This is a genomic window from Shewanella sp. SM29 (assembly GCF_025654245.1).
Classification (GTDB): Bacteria; Pseudomonadota; Gammaproteobacteria; order Enterobacterales; family Shewanellaceae; genus Shewanella; species Shewanella oncorhynchi.
In genome coordinates this window covers 73,345-87,319 of the sequence record NZ_JAKKRN010000008.1, presented here as the reverse complement: position 1 = coordinate 87,319, position 13,975 = coordinate 73,345, and the positions used below count along the sequence as shown (strand labels likewise).

Genomic DNA, 13,975 nt, shown 5'->3' with positions numbered 1-13,975 from the left:
TGAGAATTGGCGGAAGAACATAGGAGTCGAACCTACCCAGGACTGCTGGCAGCCCTACCCGGATTTGAAATCCGGACGCCTCACCGGAGACGACGTTCTTCCAATAGAAGACTTAGGGATAGTAGAAAATGCGTAAGGATGATTCAAGGCGATTCTTATTTAGTTTATGGGTTTGTGATACAAGTCTTAAATTGTCATCAAACTAATTGTTTTTATTTGGTTTTATAGTTTTAAAGGGGCGCTATGGAATATCATTCACATGAAGTGGTGACAGAAAGAAACGTAGTCTTGTTAGAACATGGGCACGCATCTGAGCTGACTGACTACTTAGCTAATGAAGTGCGAGTCGCACTGGTCTATAACGGCATAGCGCATACCGTGATGTTGGCGAGTCCTCAAGATTTAGAAGCCTTCGCTATTGGTTTTACGTTATCTGAACGTATCGTTTCCCATATCAATGATATCAAAGGGGTGGAGCTCGAGTTCACCAGTGAAGGCGTGTTGATCCAAGTGGAAATCAACCAACGATGCTTTATGGAACTCAAGCAACAAAGGCGCAATATGGCGGGGCGCACAGGTTGTGGATTGTGCGGCGTCGCCCAGCTCGAAGAGGCCGTCAAGCCTGTGATGCGGGTGGACTCAGATGCCAGATTCGATATCGAACACTTACAGGTCGCACTTGGGCAAATTCAAGATAATCAACAACATTTTAAGCTGACGGGCGCCACTCATGCGGCCATGGGGCTTAACCATCAAGGACAGATCATCGCCGCCTATGAGGATATCGGCAGGCATATCGCACTAGACAAGCTAATTGGCGCCTTTTCCGCTCACAATGTGGAACGTCCAGTGGCCGTATTGCTCACCAGTCGCGCGAGTTTTGAGATGGTGCAAAAGGCCGCTAGTGCCAATATCCAAATTCTGTTTGCTATGTCCGCCGTGACTTCACTGGCGTTGGAATTAGCAGAGAAAAGCAATATCACGCTTATCGGATTTTGCCGTAATGGCAGGGCAACGCTTTACACCCACGGTTATCGCCTGTTGGGGCAGCAGTGTGTCAGCTTAGCTAAAGCCATTTAAGCGTGAGGCCACTTGAGATTGAAGTTGTCGAACGACTTCAATCACTCTGGCACACAGGTTATAAGCGCATTGCGCTTATTTTTTATAGTCTCGTTCATTAGGGTAATGACATGACATGGCAACAATTTAAACAAGAATATTTAGTCCGTTTTTGGGCACCTATGCCAGCGGTTATCGCTGCGGGTATCCTTTCTACTTACTATTTTGGTTTGACCGGAACCTTCTGGGCTGTTACTGGGGAATTCACTCGTTGGGGTGGTCATTTACTGCAGTTTTTAGGTGCAGAGCCTGAAACCTGGGGTTATTTCAAAGTGATAGGTCTGCAGGGCTCTCCTCTAGATCGTATCGACGGCATGATGATTATCGGTATGTTTGGTGGTTGTATTGCCGCTGCGCTTTGGGCCAATAACGTCAAACTGCGTATGCCACAGAGCCGTATCCGTATTGCTCAGGCACTGATCGGCGGCATTATTGCTGGCTTTGGTGCCCGTTTAGCTATGGGTTGTAACCTTGCCGCCTTCTTCACGGGTATTCCTCAGTTCTCTTTACATGCTTGGTTCTTTGCTTTGGCGACTGCGGCAGGCTCTTACTTTGGTGCAAGATTTACCTTACTGCCGATGTTCCGTATTCCGATAAAACTGAAAAAGGTAAATAAAGCGACTTCAATCAAGCAGGACGAAAACCAAGCTAGACGTCGTTTCCGTATCGGTATGCTGGTGTTTGTAGGCATCGTCGGTTGGGGGTTATTGACTATGTTCAATGCGCCTAAACTAGGCATTGCTATGCTCTGTGGTGTTGGTTTTGGTTTATTAATCGAACGGGCGCAAATCTGCTTTACCTCAGCGTTCCGCGATATGTGGATCACTGGTCGTACTCACATGGCGAAGGCGATTATCTTAGGCATGGCGGTCAGTGCGATAGGCATTTACAGCTATGTGCAACTGGGTGTGCCACCTAAGATCATGTGGGCTGGCCCTAATGCGGTGATCGGCGGCTTACTGTTTGGTTTTGGTATTGTACTGGCTGGTGGTTGTGAAACGGGTTGGATGTATCGTGCAGTCGAAGGCCAAGTGCATTTCTGGTGGGTGGGCTTAGGTAACGTGTTGGGTTCAACCTTACTGGCGTATTACTGGGATGATATCGCTCAGCCATTAGCAACGAACTGGGACAAAGTTAATTTACTGACCAGCTTTGGCGATAAAGGCGGATTATTGCTGACCTATGTGCTGCTGGGGCTCTCCTTTGGCGCTATGTTGCTGTGGGAAAAACGTTTCTTTGCTCGTAAGGCGAAGCGTGATGAACAATTGCTAGCGGAGGCGGCGTAATGGCTCAATATATTCCAGATTATCAACTCGATATGGTGGGTGAACCTTGCCCTTATCCCGCAGTGGCTACCCTTGAGGCTATGCCAAAGTTAAAGCCCGGTGAAATTCTCGAGGTGATTAGTGACTGCCCGCAGTCTATTAACAACATTCCCCTCGACGCTAGAAATCATGGTTATAAAGTGCTGGAAATTGAGCAGAATGGTCCGACTATTCGTTATCTTATCCAGCGTTAATCACTGACCTTCGCGATTATGAAAACAAAAAAGCACAAACTTATGTTTGTGCTTTTTACTATTTCCTCAGGAAATACAATTAGCTTCCTCAGTAAAAGTTTCTTTCAGCTAATTGGGCAAATTCAGGATTAGCCTTGGCAATCTACTGGCAGATATTCATCCGGAATACCGTTGCTGCTGCAAACCCAAGTGATATTATTTTGCTCATCAACTTGAGGCGATAAATAGACTTCATAGCCTTGATAATCCCCGAGTGCTTCGCTTCCTATAAAACCGACTATGCCATCTGTGTACAGATTAAATGTCGCAATCTGCTCGTCCGTGAGTCCAAGCACATCCAATTCGGTTGGCCAAGCTTTGTTGGTTTGATAGTAGCCGACTAAGATGTCAGTGATCGGTGCCAGTGCTTGATGTTGCTGGTCGATACTGGCAATGGCCAGTGCCGCATCGGGTACATTCAATGCTGCTGGTGTGGCTTCGGTCGTGGTTGGTGCCTCATAACTCGTGGTGGCACCCATCTTCTCTTGATAGTCCTTATACGCTGGCAACGCGACAGCTGCAGCAATACCAATAATCGCAGCGAAGATTATCAATCCACCGCCCGCTGTGCCTAAACGTGGCATAAAGAAGCTGAGTACATAGGCCCATGCACTGCGTGATGGCGGTGCATATTCCACTCCTTGTGCTTTGGCTTGGACTCTCGCCATGCGCTTGGTCAACCAAGGATAGCTGCCATTAAGCTCGTGCAGCGACATCCAAAAACCACTCGACTCACTGGCTTGGCGGATATATTGATCCACATTCATACGTTTCCATTGCTCGACACCAGCGGCTAACACAGCAACGGCATTTGTGGCTGAACGTAAGCTGTTGCAGCAACGTAATCCGTGGAGATCGCAGGTATATTCACAGGCGCGAGAATAAGCCGCACCCACTAAAGGTAACCAAGTGGCGAAGACTAAGAAGGGCGCTTTACCTATATGATTGCGGCGAATATGGCCTAACTCGTGGCCGATATAGAAGTTGAGCGCATCTTTATCTGACTCAAGCGCATCCACAATCGATGAAAATAGCACTATATAGTTGCGACCGAGGAAGCGTGTCGCCAGTGCGTTTAACATGCCATCAGCGGCCAATAAGTAAGCGCGTGGTGGCTCGCGCATTTCTAAACGTTCGCAACAGGCTAAATATTGTTTATGTAATTCAGGAAATTGCTCTGCATTGATTTCGACAGCCGTGCCTTTTAAGTAGCTGATAAAGGCGGAGTGGCTAAAGAGATAAATAATGAAAAACATCAACACATAGAGCAGCGCCATGCCAAAAGTGCCTATGATCAATGCCGCCCAGACGATCCCAGAAATAATAGCTAACAGAGTGAACAGCGATTTTTCCTTCGAATAGACAATATCTGTCATTTGAATGGGATTCTCGTTCCCTGCGGTAATAACTTGTTCCATGTTGATCCTTTTCCTTGTGAAGAGACAAACGGCGTGAAAGTAGTCAATTTTACTCGAAAATTCAACCACTATCGTGTACAAAGCAAAAAATTAACCGTTTTGTCATTAGTTTAATCAGCTATGCGCAAATTGGAGTAGGTCGATTTCATCAGGATTTTGTGGTTTTTTAGCGCTAGAGAGTCCGATTATGCAGGCGGACATAGGTTGGTAAGTGGCTCTTAGTCTCTGGGCATTTTCCTCGCAGCGCACTAGAATTAGGTGTTTTCGCAGCATATCGGCTGAGGGTTAAGTCTTAAGTTAGAACCGAGATAAAAGTAAATCACATCACTATGAGTGCACTTTAAGGCATGGTTCTTCAAGGCAGAGTGCTTTGAGTCAGGCTCGGTTAAGCCTATATAGGGTTAGCTATGGCAAGCGTTAAAACAAACCACAGAAATATAAAGGAATTGAGATGGCTAAGTTAACAAATAAGATGATAAGTAATCGATTGGGTTTCAAATGGTACTGTGCCGCAGGCATGATGGTTAGCGCGTTAAGTGTGGGAGCAATGGCGGCTAACGCACCTTCTTTTGACTGCACGAAAGTGAATGCTGGCAGTATTGAAGACATGGTCTGTAAGGATGCAGGGCTGAACCAACTTGATAATCAGTTAGCTAAGGTTTATAGCCAAGCGCTTGAAAAAGCGAAGAATGAACAACCTCCTACTTTAAAGGCGATGCAACGTGGTTGGGTGAAAGGCCGTAATGAATGCTGAAAGAGCGACGATAAGCACGCGTGTATTGAATCTAGCTATCAAACCCGCATTGCCGAACTGCAGGCACAATATCGTTTAGTCGACATGACCGGCCCAGTGTTTTATGCCTGTGACGGCAATCCTGCTAACGAAGTGGTCGTGACTTATTTTAAAACCGAACCTGCCACCCTGATTGCTGAACATGGTGATAGTACTTCATTAATGTTTGTGCAACCCAGCGGCAGCGGCGCTAAGTATCAAGGCCGCAATGAAAGCCTATGGGAACATCAAGGCGAAGCTAAAGTGGTTTGGGGCTACGAAGCACCAGAAATGACCTGTAAACTGGTGACCAAATAGGATTGATTTAAGGTCGCCATGAAACAAGCTCTAGTGCATATCGCCTTAGTCGTAAGAGATTACGACGAGGCGATTGATTTTTATGTGAATAAATTGAAATTCGAATTAGTCGAAGACACTTATCAAGCCGAGCAAGATAAGCGCTGGGTCGTTGTTGCCCCACCGGGTTCTAAGGGCGCGTCTATCTTGTTAGCGCGGGCGTCTAAACCTGAGCAGTTTGATTTTATCGGTAATCAGGCGGGTGGGCGGGTGTTTTTATTCTTGAATACCGATGACTTTTGGCGTGATTATCGCCGCATGGTCGCCGATGGCGTGGAGTTTGCGCGTGAGCCGCAAGAACAAGACTATGGCATAGTCGCTGTGTTTAAAGATCTCTACGGTAACTTATGGGATTTACTGCAATTGAATCCGAATCATGTCATGGCTAAGCGAATGAGTTAAGATTCAGTATTTCGTATGAATTACCGCGTAAGCTATTTAATGGAGTCAAACACTGGGAATACTCTTTGTGTTTGACCTCTGTTAAGTTCGTCGAAAATTCTCAGTTATTGATCATTTTTATTGGGCATTCACTGTAAATTTCAATCTATTCTTATGGAACGGATAGATTTTATAATGGATTGGTCAATGCCATTATGTTTTTATTCAAAATTAAATATCTATCGAATAAATTATTCTTTGGTTTTTATAATTAACTATTCACTTTTTTCGTACTTTAGTATTTAACTCACATTTAAATTAATGAGCGTCAGCTTTTGTTGACAGTTTTATTCGTCACTTATTTGCATAGGCGATTATTGTCACTTAGCTTCTTTAATGTTCTCTAGCTATAAAAATTTAGTCGTGAATAACATTACGTCTAAAGCAAGCTGGCATTTGAAAATAATATTTAATCTGAGTGACTTACTAAAGGAATATGATAAGTATGAATTTTTTTAAAATACGTTGCACGGCATTATGGATAGGCCGCGCGTTAAGTGTCTCCGCGATAATAGCGTTACCATCGATGGCATCTGATATGCCAACCAGTCAGTATCATATTGATGCAGAAGAAATAAAAATGGTAGATATGCCTAGCGTATTACTGCCATTTAATAATCTGATATTTTTATATGGCGTAGATGCGTCGCAGTTTGATTTAGCTGACTTTATTTACGTCAATGTTCCTGACTTAATTGATAAAGAAGAGGCGATTACGCATTGGGCTGGATATTATAGTATTAACCCCAAAGTCATACTGACTTTGATGGAAATGCAATCTCAGTTAATTTCGTCTCCGACAGCTGAAGCGCTTAACCGACCTTTGGGAACATTATCGGATAAACAGGGTTTTGAGGAACAACTCCAAGATGTATTGGCTCAGCTATCACAACGTTTTTATGCCTATGAAGAGTCTCAATTAAAAGGCCTATACCCGCCAAGTACCGACGCAGTTAATGCATCGAGTTTCGCATTATTGGCTTTGTTAAACGGTCATAGGATAGAGCAACAGCAACATGCCGTTATGACGGGTGAGCACGCTTTGGGATTGGACCCATTCATTGAGCAGTTTAGATTATTATTTGGCAATACTGACCGTGAGCTGTTAATGAGTTCCGTTGCTAAAAATCCGCTTGTAGCTGATTCAACTCAGTCGATGCAACAAGTCGTCCCATTGGCGAATATTACCGCGAGTAGTCTGCCACCCAGTAACATGTTGCAAATGCCTTGGCGACAGGGATATTCATGGCAATCCAATGGTGCTCATTCGCATACTGGGTCTGGCTATCCGCTATCATCAATCGATGTATCCTACGATTGGCCACAATGGGGAAGTCCGACGTATTCGGTTGCTTCCGCACATGATGGGACTGTCAATGTGTTGTCTCGCTGCCAAGTACGGGTGACCAATGCTAACGGTTGGGCGACTAACTATTATCATATGGATCAAATTACAGTGCGTAATGGTCAATATGTAAACCAGAATACCGTGATGGGCATTTATGCAAATAATAAAAATGCAGCCTTGTGTGAAGGTGGGAGTTCAACTGGGCCCCATTTGCATTTTTCATTATTAAAGGATGGCCGTCATGTGTCGTTGCAAGATGTACATTTGGGGCAATATATAATCAACATTGGTAGTTACAACTATGACAATAACTGTAGTCGTTTCAATCTGTTTGATGTAAGTAACAATCGTACAATGTGCGCTTGGGCGCCGCTGTATAATGCAGGAAGTCTCTAATCCATGATAGAAAGCCCCTCAATCGAGGGGCTGATATAATGCGAGGAAACCGTTGATCGATAAGCTAGCTAGACCCTCAAATTATTTGGATATCCCCCTACTTTATTTCTTGAATACCGATGACTTTGGCGTGATTATCGCCGTATGGTCGCCGATGGCGTGGAGTTTGCGCGTGAGCCGCAAGAACAAGACTATGGCACAGTCGCTGTGTTTAAAGATCTCTACGGTAACTTATGGGATTTACTGCAATTGAATGATGAACATCCTATGGCTCACAGGTTAGCGTATCGGGAGCCAGGATTAGAAGTTAACCCCTAATCCTAAGGTGTAGCTGGTATCTCTCGTATTGCCTATCACTGTTTTAGTGTCATTGAAGTCATATTTAAATGACAAATAAATCCGCTGAGTTAGCAGATATTTAAGTCCTAGGGTCGAGTTTGAGATGTAATCAATCGAAGGCATATCTGGGAAGGCAATTTGCAGATCGGCATAGGACTCTAAAATGCCACCAAACCAATATTGTTTATAGTTAAGTGAGGCCGCCCAAGCATTTAGTTCTAGTTTAAAGGACTGTTGTTCAAGCCAAAAATGGTTGTAGGTTACGACGAAGTCTAATTTATCGCGCCCAGCACCCCAAAAGCGATAACCAGGACCGAGCGCTGCATAATAGCTATGGCTATCGATGCCGAGTTTATCTTCTTCATAAAAATCTTCCTGACGTAACAGCCAATGCTCATTGAGTAGATAGTCTAATGAATAATGTCCTTCGAGGGTGTTGCGCTTAGTCACGTCATCTTCGGTTTCATAGCGCACTTCGGTCTTGAGATTATGTCGCCATTGCAAGGTTTCCGCTGTGATATCGCCTTTGATATGTAGCTTCTGACTATTTTTCTTGTTTTTGGTGACATCAAGTGTGGTTTCTACACTACCGTTAAAATTCCAATCTGAGTTTGCATAGTGCTGCGAAAATCTCAACTCACTCACGGGAGTGTGCTGGTTATTAATTAATACCATGCCATGTTCATTAGAGGCTTGAATTCTTATGTCCTGTATGGAACGACTGACACTCCAAGGTCTAGTATCTGTGACTTCGAGGCTGAGAATGGCACTGCGTTGAATGGTAATTTTAGGGGCATAACTGGTGTTGATGATGAGATTTTGATCGTTAAACTCTTTAATTTCACCGCTAATTTTATCGCCATTGAGCAAAAAAACTGTGTCGGCATAACACAAGGGGCTGACACTGCAGAGCGTAGCAACAAGGTACAATGCTGGATTGGATATCAGATTATGCATCTTGCTCGTGGGCTCAAAATAAAGGGAGAGTAAGTGTTGTCATTCTACTCGAACACAGGCTCTACAAAGCAATAACATTTGATAAAAGTGTTGATAAGGGATTGAAAACGGGTTCGCAATCCCTTACTTCTTTGCCCGTTAGCGTGAGTTAATTTCGGTGATTTTGAGGTTAATGAGCTGCTTCTGCCATTGGGATTTATCTATGCCTTCGACCCAAATGACGCTGCTTTTACGCTGTTCGCCTTTGCGTAGATAGGTCTCAGGCATGCGGAAAATGGCTTCCCACACTTCGAGTTTTTCGGTTTTGAGCAAAGTACCATTATCGGCGAAGAAGCTAGCTTCAACTTCAACTAAGGTAACGTGTTCATTGCTGGTGCTGGCGAGATCGAAGCTGAGTCCGAGTTTGTCGCCTTTCCATTGACCTTCAGCAAAGCTGACTTTGATCCCATCTTTTGCCGTTGAGCCTAATAGCTCAGGTTGGGTAATCGCAGTGGCGGTCAAGGTGGTGACTGGCGCAGCAACAGTTTGAGTGGTCACTGCGGCACTTGGGACACTGGCAACATTGCTTGATGCACTTGCTACGGCTGCAGCGGCATTGGGCGCGGCTTTGGTTTCAGTGATCACGTATTCCCAGGTAAAGTCGTCTTTGAGTCTGACTTGGGCGCCATTTTCTAGGGTGATATTGGCTACGTCGGCCGCCATAACCGATGATGTTAGCAATAACAATGAGCTAAGTGCGCTAAGGCGTAATGAAGTGTGCATTAATTTTCTGGCTCCGATATCCGTCTGAGTCAATATTCTGCCCTAACATAAACAATTTGCCGCATGTTAGTCACTGTCTAAGTCGTGTTTTGATGAATAAAGTGGATTAATGGCGAGATTTTAACGCTAGTACAGATTGAGCTAGCTGACTGTGGCACTATTAGATAGGTGTACATGAGCGGTATGCTCAATGAATAAAGTAACAGGAGATTAAGATGCAGATGAAACATGGAATTTATGGCTTAGTGATTGGATTGGCATTTAGCACTGTCACTTTGGCTGCTGAAGCACCGAAAGTGGGCTGCGCGGCGAAATTAGATGCTATTAGTGCCGAACTTGCCCAAGCAAAAGCGGCAGGTAATAAGCATAAAGTCGCGGGACTTGAAAAGGCCTATGACGAAGTTTCAACCCATTGCGACGATGATAGCTTATACGCCGAGCGAGTCGCTAAAGTTGAGGCCTTAGAGGAAAAACTCACCGAGCGCCAAAACGAATTGGCCAAAGCCATAGAAGAAGGTCGTTCTATGGATAAAATCAACAAGAAACGCAATAAAGTCGCCGAAGTCGAGGCTGATCTTGCTAAGGCGCGAGCCGAGCTAACGCAATAAATAGCTCAAGCCCAATCGCTAGGAGCTTAGCCCGCGTAACCTATGCTTAAAATAGTGGATTCTGTGCTGGAGTTATAACCGGCACTCAGTATGAAGTGCTCAGTGATTCGATATCTTAGCCCAGCTTCTGCGCCCCAACGGGTTGTTTTATCTTCTTCCCATGTGGGTTTGCCATCGACAATTTTGGGTGAAATGTTATTCGTGTAAGACACTGTGCTGATATAGCCACTGCCGCCGGCATAAAAGCTTAAATCTGCCGTTAAGCTGTAGCTTAAGCCTAAGCGGAAGAGGCTTTCTTGGCGATAGGACTGCGCGGGTTCTGGCACGATAATATCGGTTTCACGACTGCGGGCATAGCCTAGGTAATAACCCCATTGTTGGTAATTGTTATCGAAATGATAGGGGGCGATTGTAATGCCATAGAGATTATCTGTGGCGGGAATATAATCGAGCATAAGGGCGATATAAGGTGCATTGGCAGTTTCGTCTGATTTATCTGGCCTAACTAATTGCTTAGAAGTGCTATATTCGGCCGCTTGAAGCGGTTGGCATAGGCTCAGGAGTCCAATGCTAAGACAGGCTAGCGTATATGAATGACGACACATGGGATGGTTTCCTTAGGGATAGGGGAAATATTGTTCATTTTCCTGTGTGCGGGGTCAATTCAAAATGCTAAAATCTCTTTTAAAATAAGTATTTGTAAATGTTTTGTGTTTTGATTTGAGTGTTTTCTAGGGTGACATTTAACCGAGGTCAACTCGGCAGTTACCTTTGTATGGGTTTGTTGCGCTAGCACCTACGTTGGAGTGAAATTGTGGATCAGGAAATAAGGCTCGAAATTTCGGCATGGTTAGCGGGCTTTGGGATTGATAGCCAACCCTCTGATGGAATATCGACCACAGTTATGGTCATTGCTTGCTTACTGTTAGCGAGTATCGCTTATTTTATTGTCCGACGCGTGGTGATTCGTGCGGTGAATATGGTGATCCTGCGCTCTAAGGCGACGTGGGACGATGTATTCATGCGTTATAAGGTGCTTGAAAAGCTGGCCATGCTTGTGCCCGCTATCGTACTTAATCTATTGGTGCCAATCGCGCTGACTGAGCATCCACTGCTAAGCGGGCTTGTTGACCGATTACTGAGTATTTGGTTAGTGGTGCTGATTATCCGCGCTATGTATGCAGGTATGGATGCGGTTGATGAAATTTCAGATGTGAATCTGGTGAGTCGGCGCTTGCCTGTTAAGAGTTTCGTACAGTTAACTAAGCTATTTTTATTCTTTGTTGGGATTATCGTTTCTATCTCAATCTTGGCCGATCAATCACCTGTGTACTTCCTCAGCGGCTTAGGTGTGGCAACGGGTTTTGTGATGTTAGTGTTCCGCGACACTATCTTAGGTTTTGTGGCGGGCATTCAGTTAGCGGCTAACCGTATGGTGAGTAAAGGCGACTGGATCCAGATGGACAAATACGGCGCCGACGGTGCGGTAGAAGAAGTCTCGCTGACCACAGTGAAAGTGCGTAACTGGGACAAAACCATCACTATGATCCCTGCTTATGCCTTAGTGTCGGATGCGTTTCGCAACTGGCGGGGTATGTCTGAGTCGGGCGGTCGCAGGATCAAACGCGCGATCAATATCGATATCAACAGCATAAAGTTTTTGACCGAGGAAGAGCGCGAACGTCTCAGTAAGATCAATTGCTTAAAAGAATATTTCCCCGCAAAAATAAACGAAATTCGTGAGTCGAATGCCAGAGTGTCGGATCTCGATATGAAAGTGAACGGCCGCCATTTGACTAACGTCGGCACTTTCCGCGCTTATCTGCAGGAATACCTACAGCGTCACGATAAAATCCACAAGGATATGACCTTAATGGTACGCCAATTAGCGCCGACCACTGAAGGGTTACCGATCGAGATTTATATATTCACTAACGACACTCGCTGGGCATTTTATGAGGCGATACAAGCAGATATCTTCGACCATGTTTTTGCAATATTGCCTGAGTTTGGTCTGCAGGCGTTCCAAGCGCCCACCGGCAATGACATTCGTAGTTTAAAATCGGTGAAGGTCGAGGGTTAGTCTCGACTGATCAGAATCGCGGCTAAGGTAAGAAAAACACCGCCGCTGGTTCTGTCAAACCAATGCAGCTTGTTGCTCGCCTTTAGGCCGGGCGCAAGCACATTGGCCATGCTGGCGTAAATCATCACAAAGCTAAAATCCACCACGGCCCAAGTGACGGCAAGAATGGTCAGTTGCGGTAATTGCGGCGCGGCAAGATTGATAAATTGCGGAAACAAGGCGGCAAAAAACAGTAAATCCTTCGGATTACTGATCCCCACTAGAAACGCCTGCTTATAAAGCAGCCAAGGCGTACCTTTGCCCTCTGACGGGCTAACTTCAAGGGCTTGACCTTGGTTTTTCGTCAATAACAGCTTAATACCTAAAAATACTAAATAGGCCGCACCGCACCATTTGAGCAGGGTAAAACCGTATTCTGAGGCGCTAATAATCGCCCCCAGTCCTGCCGCTGACGCCATCATTAAGATTAAAGCGGCGCTAACACTGCCAAGACCAGTCGCTATGCTACGCATCTTGCCGAAGTGGATCCCATGGGACATAGATAACATAGCGATAGGGCCGGGTGAAATCCCAATCAATACAATGGCAAAGAGATAGAGTAACCAAGTTTCGGGTTGCATATTTGCTGCTCTAAATGGAATAAATGTTAATGTTTAGCACTCGCTATAAAATCAGGGATCACCTTAGGATGACGGCCTTTAATGGTGCGATAGAAGCTCAAAATCTCTTGCATGTCGGTCACGATATCGTCACTGGGTTGCAGTGGCGTGCGGATAACGACAGTGCGGCGGCTAAAATCTAAGCCAACGGGTGTAATGGGTACTTGGGCCTTGCTGGCGATATGATAAAAGCCGCACTTCCAGCGCGTCACTGGGCCACGGGTGCCTTCAGGCGCTAACGCTAACTTGTAATCGGATTTTGACTCAAACAACTGCACGGCGGCATCGACTAAGTTGTTGTTCTTGCGTCTATCCACCGGACTGCCACCAATGGCGCGGAAAAACCAGCCCCAAGGCGGGATAAAGAGTTGGTGTTTGCCGAGAAAGTGAATGCGGATACCTAGGGCGCCACGGGCTAAAATGCCGACAATGAAGTCCCAGTTACTAGTGTGCGGCGCAACTATGATGATGTATTTAGCACAGTCGGGCAGTTGGCCTTCTATCTGCCAGCCTGAAGTTTTAAGTAGCCAACGGCAAAGTGGTGTAAACATAGTTCGGTGCCCAGAGTCGAAAAATTAATAATATCATCAGCTTTTTTAGATTTTAAACTGGCTTAAACAAGATAGTCTGTACTGAATTCGGTATAGTACAGTTTAACCTGATTGATTGTGGGGGAATGATACTATGTTGAAAAATGGACTATTAAACAAGGTTATCTGGCAGCGTGTTTTTGCGGCGCTGTTACTCTTGCTGACTTGTCATGTTAATGCGGTGCCGACGGATGAAATTACGCAGATGCTTAAAGGCCAAGAAGACGCCTGGAATCGCGGCGATCTCGATGCTTATATGCAAGGCTATTGGAAGAGTGATCAACTGCGTTTTGTCTCTAATGGTAAGTTTCGTTTTGGCTGGGAAGAAACTCTCGCTGCCTATAAGAAAAATTATCCAAATAAAGAAGCGCTTGGTGAACTGAAGTTCACTATCAAAGAAATAAAAATGCTCAGTAATTACGCCGCTATGGTTGTTGGGCGCTGGGATTTACGGCGGATAAAAGATGCCCCAACGGGCGTGTTTACTCTGTTGATTGAAAAAATCGACGATCGTTGGGTGATCACTATGGACCACAGTTCAGACTAAACCGTGTCCTTTACACTCAGT

The 13,975-nt window shown here is 45.2% G+C and carries 14 protein-coding genes, 1 tRNA gene and 2 pseudogenes; 10 read left to right on the top strand and 7 right to left on the bottom strand.

Annotated elements, in window-relative coordinates; all coding sequences use genetic code 11:
* Positions 1–7 precede the first annotated feature (7 nt).
* A tRNA-Sec gene (locus tag L5L77_RS07640) sits at positions 8–102 on the bottom strand.
* A gap of 141 nt (positions 103–243) precedes the next feature.
* Here L5L77_RS07640 and fdhD point away from each other — a divergent pair.
* The 3 genes from fdhD to yedF all read left to right on the top strand — a co-directional run bounded on the left by fdhD (position 244) and on the right by yedF (position 2,638).
* On the top strand, positions 244–1,080 hold the full coding sequence (fdhD, locus tag L5L77_RS07635) for a formate dehydrogenase accessory sulfurtransferase FdhD (RefSeq protein ID WP_219254663.1): 837 nt from the start codon (positions 244–246) through the stop codon (positions 1,078–1,080).
* Between the two features lie 110 nt (positions 1,081–1,190).
* Positions 1,191–2,405 carry a selenium metabolism membrane protein YedE/FdhT gene (yedE, locus tag L5L77_RS07630; protein ID WP_107946195.1) on the top strand — a complete coding sequence of 405 codons (1,215 nt, stop codon included), beginning with the start codon at positions 1,191–1,193 and terminating at the stop codon, positions 2,403–2,405.
* Entirely contained in the window at positions 2,405–2,638 is a 234-nt protein-coding gene (yedF, locus tag L5L77_RS07625) for a sulfurtransferase-like selenium metabolism protein YedF (protein WP_263169343.1), read from the top strand. Before yedE ends, yedF begins: the two co-directional genes overlap by 1 nt.
* A 128-nt stretch (positions 2,639–2,766) precedes the next feature.
* On the opposite strand, the gene L5L77_RS07620 is transcribed toward yedF, so the two are convergent.
* Complete coding sequence (locus L5L77_RS07620; protein WP_168826895.1) at positions 2,767–4,095, bottom strand: M48 family metallopeptidase; 1,329 nt, start codon at positions 4,093–4,095, stop codon at positions 2,767–2,769.
* Positions 4,096–4,546: 451 nt separating this feature from the next.
* Between L5L77_RS07620 and L5L77_RS07615 the strand changes: the two are divergent.
* From L5L77_RS07615 to L5L77_RS07600, 4 genes and pseudogenes are all read left to right on the top strand, one after another.
* Positions 4,547–5,185: pseudogene (locus L5L77_RS07615) on the top strand (MliC family protein).
* 18 nt (positions 5,186–5,203) lie between these two features.
* A complete protein-coding gene (locus L5L77_RS07610; protein ID WP_263185043.1) occupies positions 5,204–5,626 on the top strand; it encodes a VOC family protein in 423 nt (140 codons plus the stop codon).
* Positions 5,627–6,110: 484 nt separating this feature from the next.
* A complete protein-coding gene (locus L5L77_RS07605; RefSeq protein WP_263185042.1) occupies positions 6,111–7,409 on the top strand; it encodes a M23 family metallopeptidase in 1,299 nt (432 codons plus the stop codon).
* Positions 7,410–7,515: 106 nt separating this feature from the next.
* Positions 7,516–7,727, top strand: a pseudogene (locus tag L5L77_RS07600) (VOC family protein); the annotation flags it as partial.
* Here the strand turns inward: L5L77_RS07600 and L5L77_RS07595 are convergent.
* Entirely contained in the window at positions 7,710–8,705 is a 996-nt protein-coding gene (locus tag L5L77_RS07595; RefSeq protein ID WP_263185041.1) for a DUF481 domain-containing protein, read from the bottom strand. The pseudogene L5L77_RS07600 and the gene L5L77_RS07595 sit on opposite strands and share 18 nt — an antisense overlap.
* Before the next feature lie 138 nt (positions 8,706–8,843).
* Positions 8,844–9,467, bottom strand: coding sequence for a DUF3157 family protein (locus L5L77_RS07590; RefSeq protein ID WP_263185040.1), 624 nt, complete (start codon positions 9,465–9,467; stop codon positions 8,844–8,846).
* A gap of 215 nt (positions 9,468–9,682) precedes the next feature.
* Here L5L77_RS07590 and L5L77_RS07585 point away from each other — a divergent pair, with 215 nt between their 5' ends.
* The gene (locus L5L77_RS07585; RefSeq protein WP_105250960.1) at positions 9,683–10,075 is read left to right on the top strand and encodes a DUF1090 domain-containing protein; all 393 of its coding nucleotides are present in this window, start codon (positions 9,683–9,685) and stop codon (positions 10,073–10,075) included.
* A 26-nt stretch (positions 10,076–10,101) separates the two neighbouring features.
* Here the strand turns inward: L5L77_RS07585 and L5L77_RS07580 are convergent, their stop codons facing one another.
* Positions 10,102–10,680, bottom strand: coding sequence for a porin family protein (locus L5L77_RS07580; RefSeq protein WP_219235484.1), 579 nt, complete (start codon positions 10,678–10,680; stop codon positions 10,102–10,104).
* 209 nt (positions 10,681–10,889) lie between these two features.
* Between L5L77_RS07580 and L5L77_RS07575 the strand changes: the two genes are divergently transcribed.
* On the top strand, positions 10,890–12,158 hold the full coding sequence (locus tag L5L77_RS07575) for a mechanosensitive ion channel family protein (RefSeq protein ID WP_263185039.1): 1,269 nt from the start codon (positions 10,890–10,892) through the stop codon (positions 12,156–12,158).
* Here L5L77_RS07575 and L5L77_RS07570 read toward each other — a convergent pair.
* Positions 12,155–12,778 (bottom strand): LysE family translocator, encoded by a 624-nt coding sequence (locus L5L77_RS07570; protein WP_263185038.1) that lies wholly within the window; start codon positions 12,776–12,778, stop codon positions 12,155–12,157. The two genes, L5L77_RS07575 and L5L77_RS07570, sit on opposite strands and share 4 nt — an antisense overlap.
* 26 nt (positions 12,779–12,804) lie before the next feature.
* The gene (locus L5L77_RS07565) at positions 12,805–13,368 is read right to left on the bottom strand and encodes a lysophospholipid acyltransferase family protein (RefSeq protein ID WP_113941259.1); all 564 of its coding nucleotides are present in this window, start codon (positions 13,366–13,368) and stop codon (positions 12,805–12,807) included.
* A gap of 133 nt (positions 13,369–13,501) precedes the next feature.
* On the opposite strand from L5L77_RS07565, the gene L5L77_RS07560 reads away from it, so the two are divergent.
* Positions 13,502–13,954 (top strand): YybH family protein, encoded by a 453-nt coding sequence (locus tag L5L77_RS07560; protein ID WP_105250965.1) that lies wholly within the window; start codon positions 13,502–13,504, stop codon positions 13,952–13,954.
* Positions 13,955–13,975 lie beyond the last annotated feature (21 nt).

Bases quoted from the DNA above. Each gene is read 5' to 3' on its own strand.
- fdhD (WP_219254663.1), top strand. From the start codon at position 244: ATGGAATATCATTCACATGAAGTGGTGACAGAAAGAAACGTAGTCTTG.
- yedE (WP_107946195.1), top strand. From the start codon at position 1,191: ATGACATGGCAACAATTTAAACAAGAATATTTAGTCCGTTTTTGGGCA.
- yedF (WP_263169343.1), top strand. From the start codon at position 2,405: ATGGCTCAATATATTCCAGATTATCAACTCGATATGGTGGGTGAACCT.
- L5L77_RS07620 (WP_168826895.1), bottom strand. From the start codon at position 4,095: ATGGAACAAGTTATTACCGCAGGGAACGAGAATCCCATTCAAATGACA.
- L5L77_RS07610 (WP_263185043.1), top strand. From the start codon at position 5,204: ATGAAACAAGCTCTAGTGCATATCGCCTTAGTCGTAAGAGATTACGAC.
- L5L77_RS07605 (WP_263185042.1), top strand. From the start codon at position 6,111: ATGAATTTTTTTAAAATACGTTGCACGGCATTATGGATAGGCCGCGCG.
- L5L77_RS07595 (WP_263185041.1), bottom strand. From the start codon at position 8,705: ATGCATAATCTGATATCCAATCCAGCATTGTACCTTGTTGCTACGCTC.
- L5L77_RS07590 (WP_263185040.1), bottom strand. From the start codon at position 9,467: ATGCACACTTCATTACGCCTTAGCGCACTTAGCTCATTGTTATTGCTA.
- L5L77_RS07585 (WP_105250960.1), top strand. From the start codon at position 9,683: ATGCAGATGAAACATGGAATTTATGGCTTAGTGATTGGATTGGCATTT.
- L5L77_RS07580 (WP_219235484.1), bottom strand. From the start codon at position 10,680: ATGTGTCGTCATTCATATACGCTAGCCTGTCTTAGCATTGGACTCCTG.
- L5L77_RS07570 (WP_263185038.1), bottom strand. From the start codon at position 12,778: ATGCAACCCGAAACTTGGTTACTCTATCTCTTTGCCATTGTATTGATT.
- L5L77_RS07565 (WP_113941259.1), bottom strand. From the start codon at position 13,368: ATGTTTACACCACTTTGCCGTTGGCTACTTAAAACTTCAGGCTGGCAG.
- L5L77_RS07560 (WP_105250965.1), top strand. From the start codon at position 13,502: ATGTTGAAAAATGGACTATTAAACAAGGTTATCTGGCAGCGTGTTTTT.